Genomic DNA, 14,662 nt, shown 5'->3' with positions numbered 1-14,662 from the left:
GGAGGCGGCCATTATGGAGCTTACACTGCTGGTTGAGGAGCAAGGGGCACGGGAAGTGGGCGGGAATATCCGCGGAGCACTGGAGACGATGGAAGAGAACGCCAGCCATATCAAACAAGGCCTAGCTCGATTGAAGAAATGGGACGTCGGTTGACCGATTGCACACCAAAAGCTCGAGGTGAATCCGGCTCAGGCAGCTAATGCATGACTGGCATTGTTACGCAACAAACTGAGGAAGTAGAGCAAATACACTGATATATACGGGATAGTGCAGGCGTTTCAAGGCGTTTTGGATTAGGGACATCGTCAGGTAACACCATAAAAACAGATGTTACCCGACCATGGCTTAATGCGAAAGAACCTATAAATGTTATTAATTATCAAGACGGGTCTGTTGTTTCCAATTGGAATACCCATAATTGGTCTGGAAAGCTGCCAGAGTACAAACCAAACCCGCCATCCTTGTAGTAAAGATTTGACATGCCTTTCTGGATACCCAATTTGTTCTTTATGTATACTCCAGCGAGTTCTGGATCAGTACTAAATTCCCACACCTGATCTGGGCTATGCTCGTAAGCATTATATTCCATTGAACAGGTGGCTAATTCAGAGCTGTTCTCTGTCCAATAAAAAGTAAGATAAGAATCATATGCCACGCTGCATATTTTTATGTCGCCGCCGAGATTCTTTATATAGAAAAGTTGATTGTTAGCGTCAGTATCTGCAATGTAAGCCTTCCCTGAATCGCCGATGGTAATATATTGACCTGTTTGGGCATGCATAATCCTAAAGGTTACACCGTCAGGAATATTGCTTGCATCAACAGTGAACGTTTGTATAGTGAAATGCTGATCGGGATAATCCGGGTTATATACACCAATAACACCTTTGCTGTTAGCAAAAAGATTCAATCCAGTGGCGCTATTTTTTATAGTAACCACCTCCGGATTTTTACCTATTTCTGAGATATCCCAATGTTGATCCTCATAGTCAGCATACCCCACCGGATACAAACCAACTGTATTATTGCTTGATGAGTAGTCCGTCAGCCATTTTTGTGCATAAACATTAAGTATTTTTACTCCTCTCGTATCATCACTATGCTCTGGGTAAATAGACCAATATGATGGGTACTCCAATGGATTATAGGGCTGGGAGTGACTTACAACCTCAACCCCTTCTTTGTTTTGAGTCGCAGACAAGTACCCGGTAGCATTACAAGCGCGGACAAACATAGTGTCCGCATAGGCTGACAGATCCGGCTTAACATACAGCGGATCAGAATCATATGGAGGCGTAACCTGCCCCTCATCACGCTCAAGATGTAAATACCAAATTTTATGGGTGTGATCCAACTTGTATATTGGATCAAGGGTGGCATAAACAACCAGATCCGAACTGCCGTAGACCCCTTCTTTTTTTGCACCAAAGTAAACATCATCGTCAGGATTTGTGTTTTTTACCTTAAATATACCCGACAGCTCAGATACGGCCCACCCTAAAATAGAGCCGGCAGCGGCCCCCGTCCCACCCTCTTCCCAGTCCGCGGAACCGAATCCCTCGTCACCGAGTTGCTGTATGTATTCACCAGAGAACTGTTCCCATTGGCTAAGATTGATCGCATCTCCGGGGCCTTTAACCCTTGTGGAAAACCAAATCAAACAAGCATGAGCCGTTTGTGTTTCTTCGGCAGCTAATTCAAGCGTAGGGCCAGCAAGCGCATAAAAGGTCACCGGGAATGGGCAGGCATTGCGTACTTTCATTCTTCCCCAGGTCATATTTAACTCCTCCATGTTGTAAAAGGACTTCCATCAAAGAAAATTTACGGTACCACCTGCCTATGGGTAATACAGCTCGATGAAACCCAGAAAATTTTTCCAGGGCACCACCTGATCCATCTCGGCCAGGAACCGATCGCGGCGGGTTTCACACGTGCAATACAGCCGTGTGCCACCTGCACGTCTCCAACCGTAGTTGAGAGTGCTTGTTTACGCAAAGTGAACGCGCGTTTAATCCGCTCATGCTCATGCTCATGCAGCGCTTGGCGCATCGTATAGGCCCCCCCTAAACGACGCGCGATGCTTATGATCAGCAGGCCCCAAGTCAATTTTCCAGACCAGCCGTCACGGATAGATGCGATCCGCTAAACAGCACTGGGGGGTCGAACGTTCCAACTCTTGCTGCAATCGGACTGCAGCCTTCTGAGGAACCTACGAGTGAACCCGCGAGTGTTCCGAGGCTAGACGATATCCTGCCGCTCGGTCTCGATTTGCCGCCACAAGGCTTCCTCAATGATCTCGGCATATTGTTCAGCCAGCGCCGCGCAGGCATTGCGCCCGGCGTCGGTAGCCACACCGTTTTCGTCATACACCTGGCCCGACACCACGCGAAATTCCAGTTCACGATAGCCATAGACGTCCCAGTCACTGGTGGTGGCCTCCGGATTGGGTGGCACATCCAGCAACGAGGTCACCTCACATTGCAGGCAGTATTGGTCGATGGTCACCTCATACGGCATATGCGCCTCCCGCTACCGCTAGACGTGGTGCGCATTACTATTTTGAGCGTTGGCCTGGGCGAAAGTGCAGGAAAAGCTTGATCAAGCGAATGCTGTTTTTCTGACCGTCAATTCAGCGCGAGCTCAACCCCCAAACTCTGCAGCCTGGGAGGAGGTCGACAAGGAGAAACGCCTGGTCAACGTGTGTCGGATCGTCGCGGACTACAAGATCGAGGAGCGCACCAAAACCCGCAATATCCGCCAGGTCATGCTCAACAGTCGCGCTTTGCACGCCATAGAACAAGCCGAGCGCATGGCCAAGCAACGCATGCAGCAGAGCCGCCGCAAGCAAGCGAAGTCGCCGTTTGTGTTCCCGCCGACCAAGAACTTCGAGTTCATCCAGCAGTCGAGTGTGACCGACAAACATTTCCAAGCTGCGCTGACCGAATTGGGGATTCGCGCCCGCCGGCAATACAACTGCCGACACACTTACGCAACCATGTGCCTCATGGCGGGTATGAACCCTGCGTTTATTGCCACTCAGCTCGGTCATAGCGTTCAGATGTTGCTATCGACCTACGCCCGATGGATCAACTCCAGCACCGACTGGGGCGAGCTCGGGAAGCTCGAAAACAGTTGGATTGGTACAAAATTGCTACAGACAGAAACAGTACCCCTCTGAAACCCTTATGGTCTCAGCCTCTGTGACACTGGAACAGAACGACACGCTACGTTAGAAGAGCGGTTTTCTAAGTGTCCAGGGGCAGTAAACTGGAGGCAATATACTTAGGACGAAGCAACTTCGATCTAGACATAAAGGTGGCCAGACTCTCGACAAGCGTGACGATGCCGGGACAACCTGGAAAGAAACAACTCCTCCAGATAAGCAACAATCCACTGAAGTTTTACTTAGCAGTCGATCCAATCCCACCTGGTGCAAATGAAATCGGCCCAAGCAGTCACACTGCTACCGAGCGATTTTCCCACGCTTGCGTCAGAACCACTTAACGCCCAACTCACAGCCAAATCAAAAATCACCCACAACTTGAACTGTGCTTCTTGGCGCGCCCTTTGCTGAAGTCAAACCATTGAGTATTTATGCATTCATGCTCGCATCCAGCTCTCAGCATCCAAATTTACCGCACACTTTATAATCGAGATAATCGAACTGCTTATAGCCGATAGCAATAAATAGTACTTATTTAATACATTTCGGATGCATATAGTTTCTGAAATCCACCCCTTGCTGACCAGCTTGGCCTGGCAAGCAGCGGACAGGCTTGGGGCCTTCGTTTTCTGCCCGTGGCTCAAAGATAAATACGCTACCGTTGATGCCACAGAATTTTACTTCTAATCTTCATACGAGGCTTTGTCCTCGTTTATTTTATTTTTATCCGTAACTATCACCATTGTCGAAAACCAACACTTTTTCATTTTTAGCTTTCGGCTCAGGTACTTAGGATCCAAGAAAGAGCAATTCAAATCCTCCTCCTTTTAGCCAATAAAGAAAAATTAACGAAATAGGCTTTCAGACCGAATACAAATATTGACAGAGTGAGTCCGCCCATCAAGAATGCCACGCGCGCTTCCAAGGTTGGGAACGCGTAAAAGGGAGAAATTCTTTTCTAGAATTTCAGCGCATATAAAAAAAGGAAATTAAAATGTCTGAAGCACTCAAGGAAAAAGTCTCGGAAAAGTACCATGGTGCGGTTAAACCCTTCACCCTCTTCGACCAGAACGGCATCCAGATCACCTTGAACCTACCTGGTATATGGCAGCTCAACCCAAACAGCCAAGAGTATTACCCCCCCCTCGGTAGTTCCCAAACAAACGCTCCGGTCTTGGTCAACAATTCGGGCTTTGATATCCAATCGGCGACGTTCACTGTCACACTCAACAATGCGGTCGATACGAACAGTACAAACACAATTGCAAACGTGCAGTGGTCTGACGGCTCCGCACATGGGAAGCAGATAATGGAGTTCACTTGTGGGCCGGTCAGTCACAAAAACCAGGTGATGAGTACTCCCAAAGATGGATACTCTCAAGTCCGGTTGGCCACAACAGCGAACAACGGGCGTGGTCAGTCAACCTTCTTGAATGGCGTGAGCCTTATCTCGCTCACCTTCGGACCTGTTTCTGCAGATCCGAAGACGCCGGTTAACGGGCCGATTGTCCAAGTTGGCTAACTGATCTGCCACCGCGGGGCACGGAGACCCGGCCCTTGCGGTTGCCAACACTACTTACGCCAACTCCTCGAAGACTCCCCGTTTCGGGGTGTACGCCCAGAAGTGGTCAACCGCCGGGAGATCATAGCGGGCCCGCGCAAGCACTACCTCGCCTCCCCCTTCCGCACTGCGCGATGCCATCGAACGGGCTGAAAGAGGCAGGAAAACGCGATTGGCAGAGCCATCGCAAGCCGGCGGAGTCGCCGTTTGTGTTCCCGCCGACCAAGAACTTCGAGTCCATCCAGCAGGCCAGCGTGGCCGACAAACACTTCCAAGCGGCGCTGACCGATTTGAAGCTTCGCGCCCGCCGGCAATACAACTGCCGACACACATACGCTACCATGTGCCGCATGGCGGGTATGAACCCTGCATTTATTGCCACTCAGCTCGGTCATAGCGTTCAGATGCTGCTATCGACCTACGCCCGATGGATAAACTCCAGCACTGACTGGGGTGAACTCGGGAAGCTCGAAAACAGCTGGATTGGTACAAAATTGGTACAGACTGAAACAGTACCCCTCTGAAACCCTTATGGAATCAGCCCCTGTGACACTGGAACAGAATTACACCGAGATTCTCGGCCAATTGGGCGAGGACGCCTCCCGCGAGGGCCTGCTCGACACGCCAAAACGTGCCGCCAAAGCCATGCAGTACCTCTGCCGCGGTTATGAACAGACACTGGAAGAGGTCACCAACGGTGCCTTGTTCAGCTCCGACAACAGCGAGATGGTGCTGGTCAAGGACATCGAGCTCTACTCGTTGTGCGAGCACCACATGCTGCCGTTCATCGGCAAGGCCCATGTTGCCTACATCCCGAGCGGCAAGGTCCTGGGGCTGTCGAAAGTCGCGCGCATCGTCGATATGTACGCCCGCCGCCTGCAGATCCAGGAAAACCTCAGCCGCCAGATCGCCGATGCGGTCCAGCAAGTCACCGGCGCCCTGGGCGTTGCGGTGGTGATCGAGGCCAAGCACATGTGCATGATGATGCGCGGTGTGGAGAAACAGAATTCGACGATGATCACCTCGGTGATGCTCGGCGAATTCCGCGAAAATGCGGCCACCCGCAGCGAGTTTCTCAGCCTGATCAAGTAACTCGCAGCACGAAAAAACCGGCACTGATCGCCGGTTTTTTTTCGCCTGCGAAAAATCAGGTAAGCTGCGCGCCTTTCTGTTTACCCCTATGAGGCTTATCCGTGTTCGTAAAAGCGCTTCGTGTCGGCCTCGGCCAACTGATCATCTTCATCGATTTCATTACTCGTCCAGGCAAGAAGCAGCGCCCCGCCGCCGCTCAGGCTCAGGTCGAAGCGGCCGCCAAGGAACTGACCCTGTATCAGTTCCACGCCTGCCCGTTCTGCGTGAAAACCCGCCGTACCCTGCGTCGCCTGAACGTTCCGGTGGCGTTGCGCGATGCGAAGAACAACGAACAGGATCGCCAGGCCCTGCTTGAGCAAGGCGGCAAGATCAAGGTGCCGTGCCTGCGCATCGAAGAGAATGGCCAGACCACCTGGATGTATGAATCCAAAGTGATCATTGATTATCTGGATAAGCGGTTTGCTGCAGTCTGATGGTTTTGTGGTGCTCTGACTCCCGCGATGAGGCCAGACCAGCCACCACAAACTTCAGACAAAAATAAACCGGCCGATTGGCCGGTTTATTTGTTTATACCCTCCCCTCAGGCAGCTTCTGCCGCCTGTGCCTGACGCACCACCGTCGCCAATCGCTTGAGCCCTTCGTCCAGCCGCGCCGGGTCGATGTGGCTGAAGTTCAGCCGCAGATGACCGGGGTTTTTGTCCGGCTCGGGAAAAAATGGCTCGCCCGGCATAAACGCCACATCCGCCGCCAGCGCAGCCTTGAGCAGCGTGCGCGTATCCAGCGGCTGCTTGAGCGTCAGCCAGAAAAACAACCCGCCCTGCGGCACGTTCCACTCCGCCAGATCGGAAAAGTGCATTTCCAATCCCGACTGAAACGCATCCCGACGAACCCGATAGAAGTCACGCAACTCACCCAGGTGCTGCTGGTATTTTTCGGTGCCGATCCATTGCAACGCTTGCCACTGCCCGATGCGGTTGGTGTGCAGATCGGCCGATTGCTTGAGCCGCAGCAAGTGCGGAAACAGGTCCGGGCTGGCGATCAGGTAACCGACCCGCAGGCCCGGCAACAGGGTTTTCGACACGGTACCCGTGTAGATCCAACTGGCCTTGTTCAAGCGACTGACGATGGGCGTGGCACTGCCGCCGTCGAAGGTCAGCTCGCGGTAGGGTTCGTCTTCGATCAGGGTCACGCCGAACTCGTCGAGCAACGCCGCCACCGCGTCGCGCTTGGCCTCGCTGTAACGCACCGCCGACGGGTTCTGAAATGTCGGAATCAGGTAGATGAAAGCGGGTTTGTGTTTTTCCAGACGGCTGCGCAATTGCACCAGGTTCGGGCCATCGGCTTCCTGTGGGACGGTGATGCAGTTGGCGCCGAACAATTGGAAGATCTGCAACGCTGCCAGGTAAGTCGGCGCTTCAAGCAAGATCTCGGTGTCTTTATCGATGTAAAGCTTGGCCGCCAGATCGAGGGTTTGCTGGGAACCGCTGACCACCAGCACCTGACTCGCTTCGCACGGCACACCCAACGCCCGGGCTTCGGCCGCCAGCGCCTCACGCAGTGCCGGCTCGCCTTCACTCATGCCGTATTGCCCCACGGACAGCGGCATGTCCGTCCACTCGACTTTTGGCAGCATGGCTTCAGCTGGCAAGCCGCCGGCGAACGACATCACTCCCGGGCGCTGGGCGGCGGCGAGGATTTCACGGATCAAAGAACTTTTAAGGCGCGAGACACGTTCGGAAAAAGCCATGGGGGTCACCGGTAGCGAGGCCTGAGGAAAATGAGTCAAACTGGTTGACCGAAATTACGACAGACCGAGCAGATACGTCAATATGATTGACCTTAAAAACCCTAGCACTCAGCAACAAGCCATGGAAGCGTTTTTCTTCGGTTACCAGGCGTTCACCGCCAAGGCTGATGAAATGCTCGAGCGTCGCGGCTTGAGCCGGGTGCATCAACGCATCGTGTTTTTCATCGCCCGCTACCCTGCCCTCAGCGTCAAGGAACTGCTGGCGTTGCTCGGCGTGAGCAAGCAGGCGCTGAACATTCCGCTGCGCCAGTTGGTGGAAATGCATTTGGTGAACAGCGTGGCGTCTGAGACCGATAAGCGTAAGCGGTTGCTGGAATTGACCGTCGAAGGCGCGCAGTTCGAGCAATCGCTGCGGCGCGAGCAGGTGAAATTGCTCGAGCGCGTGTTTGCCGAGGCTGGGGAGACGGCGGTGAATGGGTGGCTGGCGGTGAATCTCGCGCTGGGTAAAGCCCAGGTCTTTCCAAACTGATCGTTCCCACGCTCTGCGTGGGAATGCATCCCGTGACGCTCTGCGTCACATCAACGGCGGACGCAGAGCGTCCATGGCGGCGTTCCCACGCAGAGCGTGGGAACGATCGTCTATAGCCGATATATCCTGATCAACAAACTTTTCGTCTACAAAATCAAAAACATTATTTGCTTTATTTGTATACAAAAGCATAATTCGCTTCGTGCGAGTTCCTGACCAACAAGTCAACAAATTCGCAAGTACCTCAAAGGGTCGCTGCCACCCTCATGGGTCCGGCCCTGGAAATAACAATAAAACTCTTGAGGAGTACTCGCTGTGGAAAGCCGCAAATCCGAAGCCTCGACGCTGGAACTCTCGCCGCCATTACGCAATGGCTGGCTGGAGCGCATCTTCAAACTCAGCTTGCACGGCACCACGGTGAAGACCGAGCTGATTGCCGGTCTGACAACCTTCATCACCATGGCCTACATCATCTTCGTCAACCCGAACATCATGGCCGATGCCGGCATCGATCACGGGGCGGCGTTCGTCGCCACCTGCATCGCCGCCGCACTGGGTTGCCTGCTGATGGGCCTGTACGCCAACTGGCCGGTCGGCCTGGCGCCGGGCATGGGTCTGAACGCGTTCTTCACCTACACCGTGGTCGGCACCATGGGTTACAACTGGGAAACCGCCCTCGGTGCGGTGTTCGTCTCCGGTGTGTTGTTCATGTTCCTGACCTTTTCCCGGATTCGCGAATGGCTGCTCAATAGCATTCCAGTGAGTTTGCGCTTTGCCATGGGCGCTGGTGTGGGCCTGTTTCTAGGGTTGATCGGCTTGAAAACCGCCGGCATCGTTGTCGATAGCCCGGCCACCCTGATTAAGCTCGGCTCCCTGCGAGAGCCAGGCCCGCTGCTGGCGGCCATCTGCTTCCTGATGATTGCGGTCCTGAGCTACCACAAAGTATTCGGCGCAATTCTCATCAGCATTATTACCGTGACCCTGGCCGGTTGGGGCCTGGGCCTGGTGAACTATGGGGGCATCATGTCCGCCCCGCCGAGCCTGGCGCCGACCTGGATGGCCATGGACGTCGCCGGCGTGTTCAACATCAGCATGATCAGCGTGGTGCTGGCCTTCCTCTTCGTGCACATGTTCGACACGGCCGGCACCTTGATGGGTGTCGCACAGCGCGCCGGCCTGGTGAACGCCGACGGCAAGATCGAAAACCTTTCCCGCGCCCTCAAAGCCGACAGTGCCTCCAGCGTGTTCGGTGCGGTGGTCGGCGTTCCGCCGGTGACCAGCTATGTGGAAAGTGCCGCTGGTGTAGCAGCGGGTGGTCGGACTGGTCTTACCGCCGTGACCGTAGGTGTGCTATTTATTGCCGCAATGTTTTTTGCACCGCTGGCTGGCATGATCCCCGCTTACGCAACCGCCGGTGCGCTGATTTATGTGGCGATGCTGATGATGGGCGGCATGGCGCACATCGAATGGGACGAAGCGACCGACAGCATTCCGGCGATCGTTACCGCGATCATGATGCCGCTGACCTTCTCGGTCGCCGACGGTATCGCGCTGGGCTTCATCACTTATGTGGCACTGAAGGCCGGCACCGGTAAGTACAAGGAAATTTCCGTCAGCCTGTGGGTGCTTTGCGCGATCTTCATCGCCAAGTTCATTTTCTTGTAAGCCGTCTACGTTTCAAAAACAGTGTTTCAAAACAGCCTCACCCCATCGGGTGAGGCTTTTGTGCAAATGGAGGAAAGTGATGAGTCTGGAAACCTGGCTGCTGTTCAGCGGCGCTGCGCTGGTGGTGATCCTGATCCCGGGGCCACTGTCGTTGCTGATGATCAGCAACAGTCTGAATTACGGTTTGCGCCGTTCTTATCCGGCATTTCTGGGTGGCGTGATTGCGTCGATCTGCCTGCTCAGTGCTTCGGCTTTGGGTCTGGGCGCATTGTTACTGGCGTCGGAACAGCTGTTCAGCGCCCTGAAAATCGTCGGTGCGCTGTACCTGTTTTATCTCGCCTGGCAGAGCTGGCAGCAATCGCGCCTGCCAACCCAAGGCGCTGAAGTGCCCCAGGCTGCGCCAGTGCCGCGCTTTCGTGCACTGTTCGGGCGCGCGTTCATGCTCGGCGCGAGCAATCCGAAAGACATTTTGTTCTTCGCCGCTTTCCTGCCGCAGTTTTTGAGCGCCGAACAGCCGTTCCTGCCGCAGTTGCTGGTGATGATCGTGACCTGGACTGTGCTGGATTTGCTGTGCAAGCTGGCTTATGGGCTAGGGGCTCACGGCGCTTCGCGGTATTTGCGTAGCGGCAAGGGGCAGAGCTGGTTTAATCGGGTGAGTGCGGGGTTGTTTAGCGGGGCTGGGGCGGCGTCGTTGTTGAGTCGTTAAGAGCAAAAGCATCGCGGGCAAGCCCGCTCCCACAGGTCCTGTGAACGCCACAGTTCACTGTGGGAGCGGGCTTGCCCGCGATGGCGCCAGACCCGTCAGCACATTTCTAAAGGCAAAAAAAAGCCCGCAGTGTGAGCGGGCGAAAGACCAAAGAAGCTATATGCGCAGTCGCTTCTCGGAGGAGGCAGCTGCTTGGGGGATCAACTGCCTCGATACGTGGAATAGCTGTACGGCGAAATCAGCAACGGCACATGGTAGTGATCCTGTTCCGCAGAGATGCCGAAACGCAGCACCACCACATCCAGGAATGCAGGCTCCGGCAGTTGAACCCCACGGGCACGGTAGTAATCGCCCGCGTGAAACTGAAGCTGATAGACCCCGGACCGATAGTCATCGCCTTGCAGCAGCGGCGAATCGACACGGCCATCGCTGTTGGTAATCGCAGTGGCGACCAATTCCAGCTGCGAACCTTCAACGCGGTACAACTCGACCTTGATCGAACTGCCCGGGCAACCATGTGCAGCGTCCAAAACGTGTGTAGTCAAACGTCCCATTGATTCTGCGCGCCTGCCTGCGTGGAGCAGTCAGACCTCGCGCCTCCCGAAGTCAGTTGAAAAGGAGGCCGCACCGTTTCGGAGCACGAAAAGCTGCGGCGAGCGACTGATTAAGACATTTTTCAAAAAAATTGTACACAATAAAAACGACATTTTTACTACCAACACCGTCATTCAGGGTTTACCAACGAATCTTGCGGCAAACCATAAGATCAAAGGACCTCTTATCCATTAGCTGACCAGTCAGGCAGGTTTCTTGCAGTATTCTCCAAAGAGGGCAGTCAGTGAAAAAGGTAAAAAATCAGGCTTACAAAGTGAATATAAAGTTGTATACAATCACTCCATCGCTGTGACGCCAGCCTGCCCTCTCATCGCCAGGCCGCCACACACCCTGACTTTGACCAAGTCGACACGAACAAGAAGGAAGACTGCAGTGAGCGCTGACTATCCACGCGACCTGATCGGTTACGGCAGTAACCCTCCTCACCCACACTGGCCGGGCAATGCCCGCATCGCGCTGTCCTTCGTGCTCAACTACGAGGAAGGTGGCGAGCGCAATATCCTGCACGGCGATAAAGAGTCCGAAGCCTTCCTCTCGGAAATGGTCTCGGCGCAGCCGCTGCAAGGCGAACGCAACATGAGCATGGAATCCCTTTACGAGTATGGCAGCCGTGCCGGCGTCTGGCGGATTCTGAAACTGTTCAAGGAATTCGACATCCCGCTGACCATCTTCGCCGTGGCCATGGCCGCCCAGCGCCACCCGGACGTGATCCGCGCGATGGTCGAGGCCGGCCATGAAATCTGCAGTCACGGCTACCGCTGGATCGACTACCAGTACATGGACGAAGCGCAGGAACGCGAGCACATGCTCGAAGCGATCCGCATCCTCACCGAAATCACCGGCGAGCGCCCTCTAGGCTGGTACACCGGCCGCACCGGCCCGAACACACGTCGGCTGGTGATGGAAGAAGGCGGTTTCCTTTACGACTGCGACACCTACGACGACGACCTGCCCTACTGGGAACCGAACAACCCGACCGGCAAGGCGCATTTGGTGATCCCGTACACCCTGGACACCAACGACATGCGCTTCACCCAGGTCCAGGGCTTCAACAAGGGCGACGATTTCTTTGAGTACCTCAAAGACGCGTTCGATGTGCTGTATGCCGAAGGCGCGCAAGCACCGAAGATGTTGTCGATCGGCCTGCACTGCCGCCTGATCGGCCGTCCGGCGCGCCTGGCCTCGCTCAAACGCTTTATCGAATACGCTAAAAGTCATGAACAGGTGTGGTTCAGCCGTCGCGTCGACATCGCTCGCCACTGGCACGAAACCCACCCGTTCCAAGGGGCCGTGAAATGAGCACCTTTCAAACCATCAAACCATCGACCCTGAGCCGCGACGCGTTTGTCGCCGCCTTCGCCGACATCTACGAACATTCGCCATGGGTGGCCGAGAAGGCCTTCGAGCTCGGCCAGGACGCTTCGATCGACGAGATCGAAACCCTGCACCAGCGCATGAGCGACATCTTGTTGAGCGCTGATCACGCCAGCCAGCTGGCCCTGATCAATGCTCACCCGGACCTGGCCGGCAAAGCCGCCGTCCAGGGCCAACTCACCGAAGCCAGCACGAATGAACAGGCTGGCGCCGGTATTCACCAATGCTCGAGCGATGAGTTTGAACGCTTCACCGAGCTGAACGACGCCTACAAAGCCAAGTTCAAGTTTCCCTTCATCATGGCGGTAAAAGGCAGCAACCGGCATCAGATCCTCGCAGCGTTCGAAACGCGCATCCACAACTCGGTCGACACCGAATTCAAATGCGCGCTGGCAGAGATCAACAAGATTGCCTTGTTCCGATTACTGACCCTATAGCAAGCCAGGCCCGCCGTTGATGAACGCAAAAAACGCCCCGGGCCTTGCAAGCATCCCAAGCCAACTTATTAAAGGCAGACAAGAAGAATGAAAGCTTACGCCGTACCTTTCGAGAAGTTCGTCAACCTGGCCGACGCCCGTTTGGGCACCAAAATCATCTCGGTCACCGATGACTGGTTCGCAGACGCCAATCGTCTGTTCCAACCGACCCCGGCCGTGTGGAAGGAGGGCGTGTTCGATGACAACGGCAAGTGGATGGACGGCTGGGAGTCGCGCCGCAAGCGCTTCGAAGGCTACGACAGCGCGGTGATCCGCCTGGGCGTACCGGGCTCGATCAAAGGCGTGGACATCGACACTTCATTCTTCACCGGCAACTTCCCGCCGTCGGCTTCGCTGGAAGCCTGTTTCCTGACTTCGGGCGAGCCGGACGACAACACCCAGTGGACTGAAGTGCTGTCGGCCGTCGAGTTGCAAGGCAACAGCCACCACTACCATGAAATCAGTAACGACCAGGCGTTCAGCCATCTGCGCTTCAACATCTACCCGGATGGTGGCGTGGCCCGTCTGCGTGTTTACGGCATTCCGTACCGCGACTGGTCCGCTGTGGGCGACAACGAACAGATCGATCTGGTAGCTGCCCTGAACGGCGGTCGCGCCCTCGCCTGCTCCGACGAACACTTCGGCCGCATGAGCAACATCCTCAACCCAGGCCGTGGCATCAACATGGGCGACGGCTGGGAAACTGCACGCCGTCGCACGCCGGGCAATGACTGGGTGATCGTCGCGCTGGGTCATGCGGGCGAGATCGAAAAAATCATCGTCGACACCCTGCACTTCAAAGGCAACTACCCGGACAGCTGCTCGATCCAGGGCGCGTTCGTGAAGGGCGGCACCGACAGCCAGATCGAAACCCAGTCGCTGTTCTGGCGCGAATTGCTGCCAAGCCAGAAGCTGGAAATGCACGCCGAACACACCTTCGCCGAACAGATCAAGGCGCTGGGCCCGATCACCCACATCCGCCTGAACGTGTTCCCGGATGGTGGTGTGAGCCGCCTGCGCGTTTTGGGCAAGGTCGCAAAGTAACACCCGATCGTTCCCATGCCCTGCGTGGGAATGCATACCGTGACGCTCCGCGTCACAGTGGACGCGGAGCGTCCATGGCGGCGTTCCCACGCAGAGCGTGGGAACGATCAAACTCAAAAGATTAAGAAGACCAGCATGCGCACATTGACGATTGAACCGCTGACCAAAGAAGCCTTCGCCCCTTTCGGTGACGTGATTGAAACCGAGGGCAGCGATCACTTCATGATCAACAACGGTTCGACCATGCGCTTTCACAAACTGGCTGTGGTCGAAACCGCCACGCCAGAGGACAAGGCGATCATCAGCATCTTCCGCGCCGACGCGCAGGACATGCCGCTGACCGTCTGCATGCTGGAGCGTCACCCGCTGGGCAGCCAGGCTTTCATTCCGCTGCTCGGCAACCCCTTTCTGATCGTGGTCGCGCCACTTGGCGATGAACCTGTATCAGGCTTGGTCCGCGCCTTCGTCACCAACGGCAGGCAGGGCATTAATTACCATCGCGGCGTTTGGCACCATCCGGTGCTGACGATCGAAAAGCGGGATGACTTCCTGGTGGTTGATCGCAGTGGCACAGGCAATAACTGCGATGAGCATTTTTTCAAAGAGGATGAGCGTTTGATCCTCGCCCCCCACCAATAAGAGAAGGTCTGATCACTCGACAACAGAGTGACAGGCGAGAGGTAAAGACT

General features: G+C 55.3%; 17 protein-coding genes. 13 read left to right on the top strand and 4 right to left on the bottom strand.

The window, feature by feature from the left end; genetic code table 11:
• Positions 1 to 13: 13 nt before the first annotated feature.
• Positions 14 to 154 carry a hypothetical protein gene (locus PSH97_RS08875; protein WP_305448888.1) on the top strand — a complete coding sequence of 47 codons (141 nt, stop codon included), beginning with the start codon at positions 14 to 16 and terminating at the stop codon, positions 152 to 154.
• Positions 155 to 380: 226 nt separating this feature from the next.
• Here PSH97_RS08875 and PSH97_RS08870 read toward each other — a convergent pair whose 3' ends face one another.
• Together PSH97_RS08870 and PSH97_RS08865 are read right to left on the bottom strand one after the other, a co-directional pair.
• Entirely contained in the window at positions 381 to 1,778 is a 1,398-nt protein-coding gene (locus tag PSH97_RS08870) for an RICIN domain-containing protein (RefSeq protein WP_305448887.1), read from the bottom strand.
• 461 nt (positions 1,779 to 2,239) lie between these two features.
• Positions 2,240 to 2,518 carry a hypothetical protein gene (locus PSH97_RS08865; RefSeq protein WP_305448886.1) on the bottom strand — a complete coding sequence of 93 codons (279 nt, stop codon included), beginning with the start codon at positions 2,516 to 2,518 and terminating at the stop codon, positions 2,240 to 2,242.
• 64 nt (positions 2,519 to 2,582) lie between these two features.
• On the opposite strand from PSH97_RS08865, the gene PSH97_RS08860 reads away from it, so the two are divergent.
• The 5 genes from PSH97_RS08860 (at position 2,583) to PSH97_RS08840 (ending at position 6,290) form a co-directional block, all read left to right on the top strand.
• Positions 2,583 to 3,179 (top strand): tyrosine-type recombinase/integrase, encoded by a 597-nt coding sequence (locus PSH97_RS08860; protein WP_305448885.1) that lies wholly within the window; start codon positions 2,583 to 2,585, stop codon positions 3,177 to 3,179.
• Positions 3,180 to 4,158: 979 nt separating this feature from the next.
• Entirely contained in the window at positions 4,159 to 4,686 is a 528-nt protein-coding gene (locus tag PSH97_RS08855; protein ID WP_305448884.1) for a hypothetical protein, read from the top strand.
• A 248-nt stretch (positions 4,687 to 4,934) separates the two neighbouring features.
• On the top strand, positions 4,935 to 5,249 hold the full coding sequence (locus tag PSH97_RS08850) for a site-specific integrase (RefSeq protein ID WP_407682168.1): 315 nt from the start codon (positions 4,935 to 4,937) through the stop codon (positions 5,247 to 5,249).
• Positions 5,250 to 5,271: 22 nt separating this feature from the next.
• The gene (gene folE, locus PSH97_RS08845; protein WP_123496264.1) at positions 5,272 to 5,817 is read left to right on the top strand and encodes a GTP cyclohydrolase I FolE; all 546 of its coding nucleotides are present in this window, start codon (positions 5,272 to 5,274) and stop codon (positions 5,815 to 5,817) included.
• A 101-nt stretch (positions 5,818 to 5,918) separates the two neighbouring features.
• The gene (locus tag PSH97_RS08840; RefSeq protein ID WP_305448883.1) at positions 5,919 to 6,290 is read left to right on the top strand and encodes a glutathione S-transferase N-terminal domain-containing protein; all 372 of its coding nucleotides are present in this window, start codon (positions 5,919 to 5,921) and stop codon (positions 6,288 to 6,290) included.
• 107 nt (positions 6,291 to 6,397) lie between these two features.
• Here PSH97_RS08840 and PSH97_RS08835 read toward each other — a convergent pair whose 3' ends face one another.
• Positions 6,398 to 7,564, bottom strand: coding sequence for an aminotransferase-like domain-containing protein (locus PSH97_RS08835; protein WP_305448882.1), 1,167 nt, complete (start codon positions 7,562 to 7,564; stop codon positions 6,398 to 6,400).
• Positions 7,565 to 7,646: 82 nt separating this feature from the next.
• Here PSH97_RS08835 and PSH97_RS08830 point away from each other — a divergent pair, with 82 nt between their 5' ends.
• From PSH97_RS08830 to PSH97_RS08820, 3 genes are all read left to right on the top strand, one after another.
• Positions 7,647 to 8,093, top strand: a complete 447-nt coding sequence (locus PSH97_RS08830; RefSeq protein ID WP_305448881.1) for a MarR family winged helix-turn-helix transcriptional regulator — start codon at positions 7,647 to 7,649, stop codon at positions 8,091 to 8,093.
• A gap of 315 nt (positions 8,094 to 8,408) precedes the next feature.
• Positions 8,409 to 9,758, top strand: coding sequence for an NCS2 family permease (locus PSH97_RS08825; RefSeq protein ID WP_405046524.1), 1,350 nt, complete (start codon positions 8,409 to 8,411; stop codon positions 9,756 to 9,758).
• A gap of 79 nt (positions 9,759 to 9,837) precedes the next feature.
• Positions 9,838 to 10,464, top strand: a complete 627-nt coding sequence (locus tag PSH97_RS08820; RefSeq protein WP_305448880.1) for a LysE family translocator — start codon at positions 9,838 to 9,840, stop codon at positions 10,462 to 10,464.
• A 200-nt stretch (positions 10,465 to 10,664) separates the two neighbouring features.
• On the opposite strand, the gene uraH is transcribed toward PSH97_RS08820, so the two are convergent.
• Positions 10,665 to 11,018, bottom strand: a complete 354-nt coding sequence (gene uraH, locus PSH97_RS08815) for a hydroxyisourate hydrolase (RefSeq protein WP_218394262.1) — start codon at positions 11,016 to 11,018, stop codon at positions 10,665 to 10,667.
• A gap of 433 nt (positions 11,019 to 11,451) precedes the next feature.
• On the opposite strand from uraH, the gene puuE reads away from it, so the two are divergent.
• From puuE to PSH97_RS08795, 4 genes are all read left to right on the top strand, one after another.
• On the top strand, positions 11,452 to 12,378 hold the full coding sequence (gene puuE, locus PSH97_RS08810) for an allantoinase PuuE (RefSeq protein ID WP_305448879.1): 927 nt from the start codon (positions 11,452 to 11,454) through the stop codon (positions 12,376 to 12,378).
• Positions 12,375 to 12,890 carry a 2-oxo-4-hydroxy-4-carboxy-5-ureidoimidazoline decarboxylase gene (uraD, locus tag PSH97_RS08805; RefSeq protein ID WP_305448878.1) on the top strand — a complete coding sequence of 172 codons (516 nt, stop codon included), beginning with the start codon at positions 12,375 to 12,377 and terminating at the stop codon, positions 12,888 to 12,890. Before puuE ends, uraD begins: the two co-directional genes overlap by 4 nt.
• A gap of 87 nt (positions 12,891 to 12,977) precedes the next feature.
• A complete protein-coding gene (alc, locus tag PSH97_RS08800) occupies positions 12,978 to 13,973 on the top strand; it encodes an allantoicase (RefSeq protein ID WP_305448877.1) in 996 nt (331 codons plus the stop codon).
• Between the two features lie 135 nt (positions 13,974 to 14,108).
• On the top strand, positions 14,109 to 14,612 hold the full coding sequence (locus PSH97_RS08795; protein WP_305449764.1) for an ureidoglycolate lyase: 504 nt from the start codon (positions 14,109 to 14,111) through the stop codon (positions 14,610 to 14,612).
• Positions 14,613 to 14,662 lie beyond the last annotated feature (50 nt).

Origin of the sequence: Pseudomonas cucumis (assembly GCF_030687935.1) — a bacterium.
Classification (GTDB): domain Bacteria; phylum Pseudomonadota; class Gammaproteobacteria; order Pseudomonadales; family Pseudomonadaceae; genus Aquipseudomonas; species Aquipseudomonas cucumis.
The sequence above is the reverse complement of the archived record's forward strand: the minus strand, read 5'-3'. Positions and strand labels throughout refer to the sequence as shown.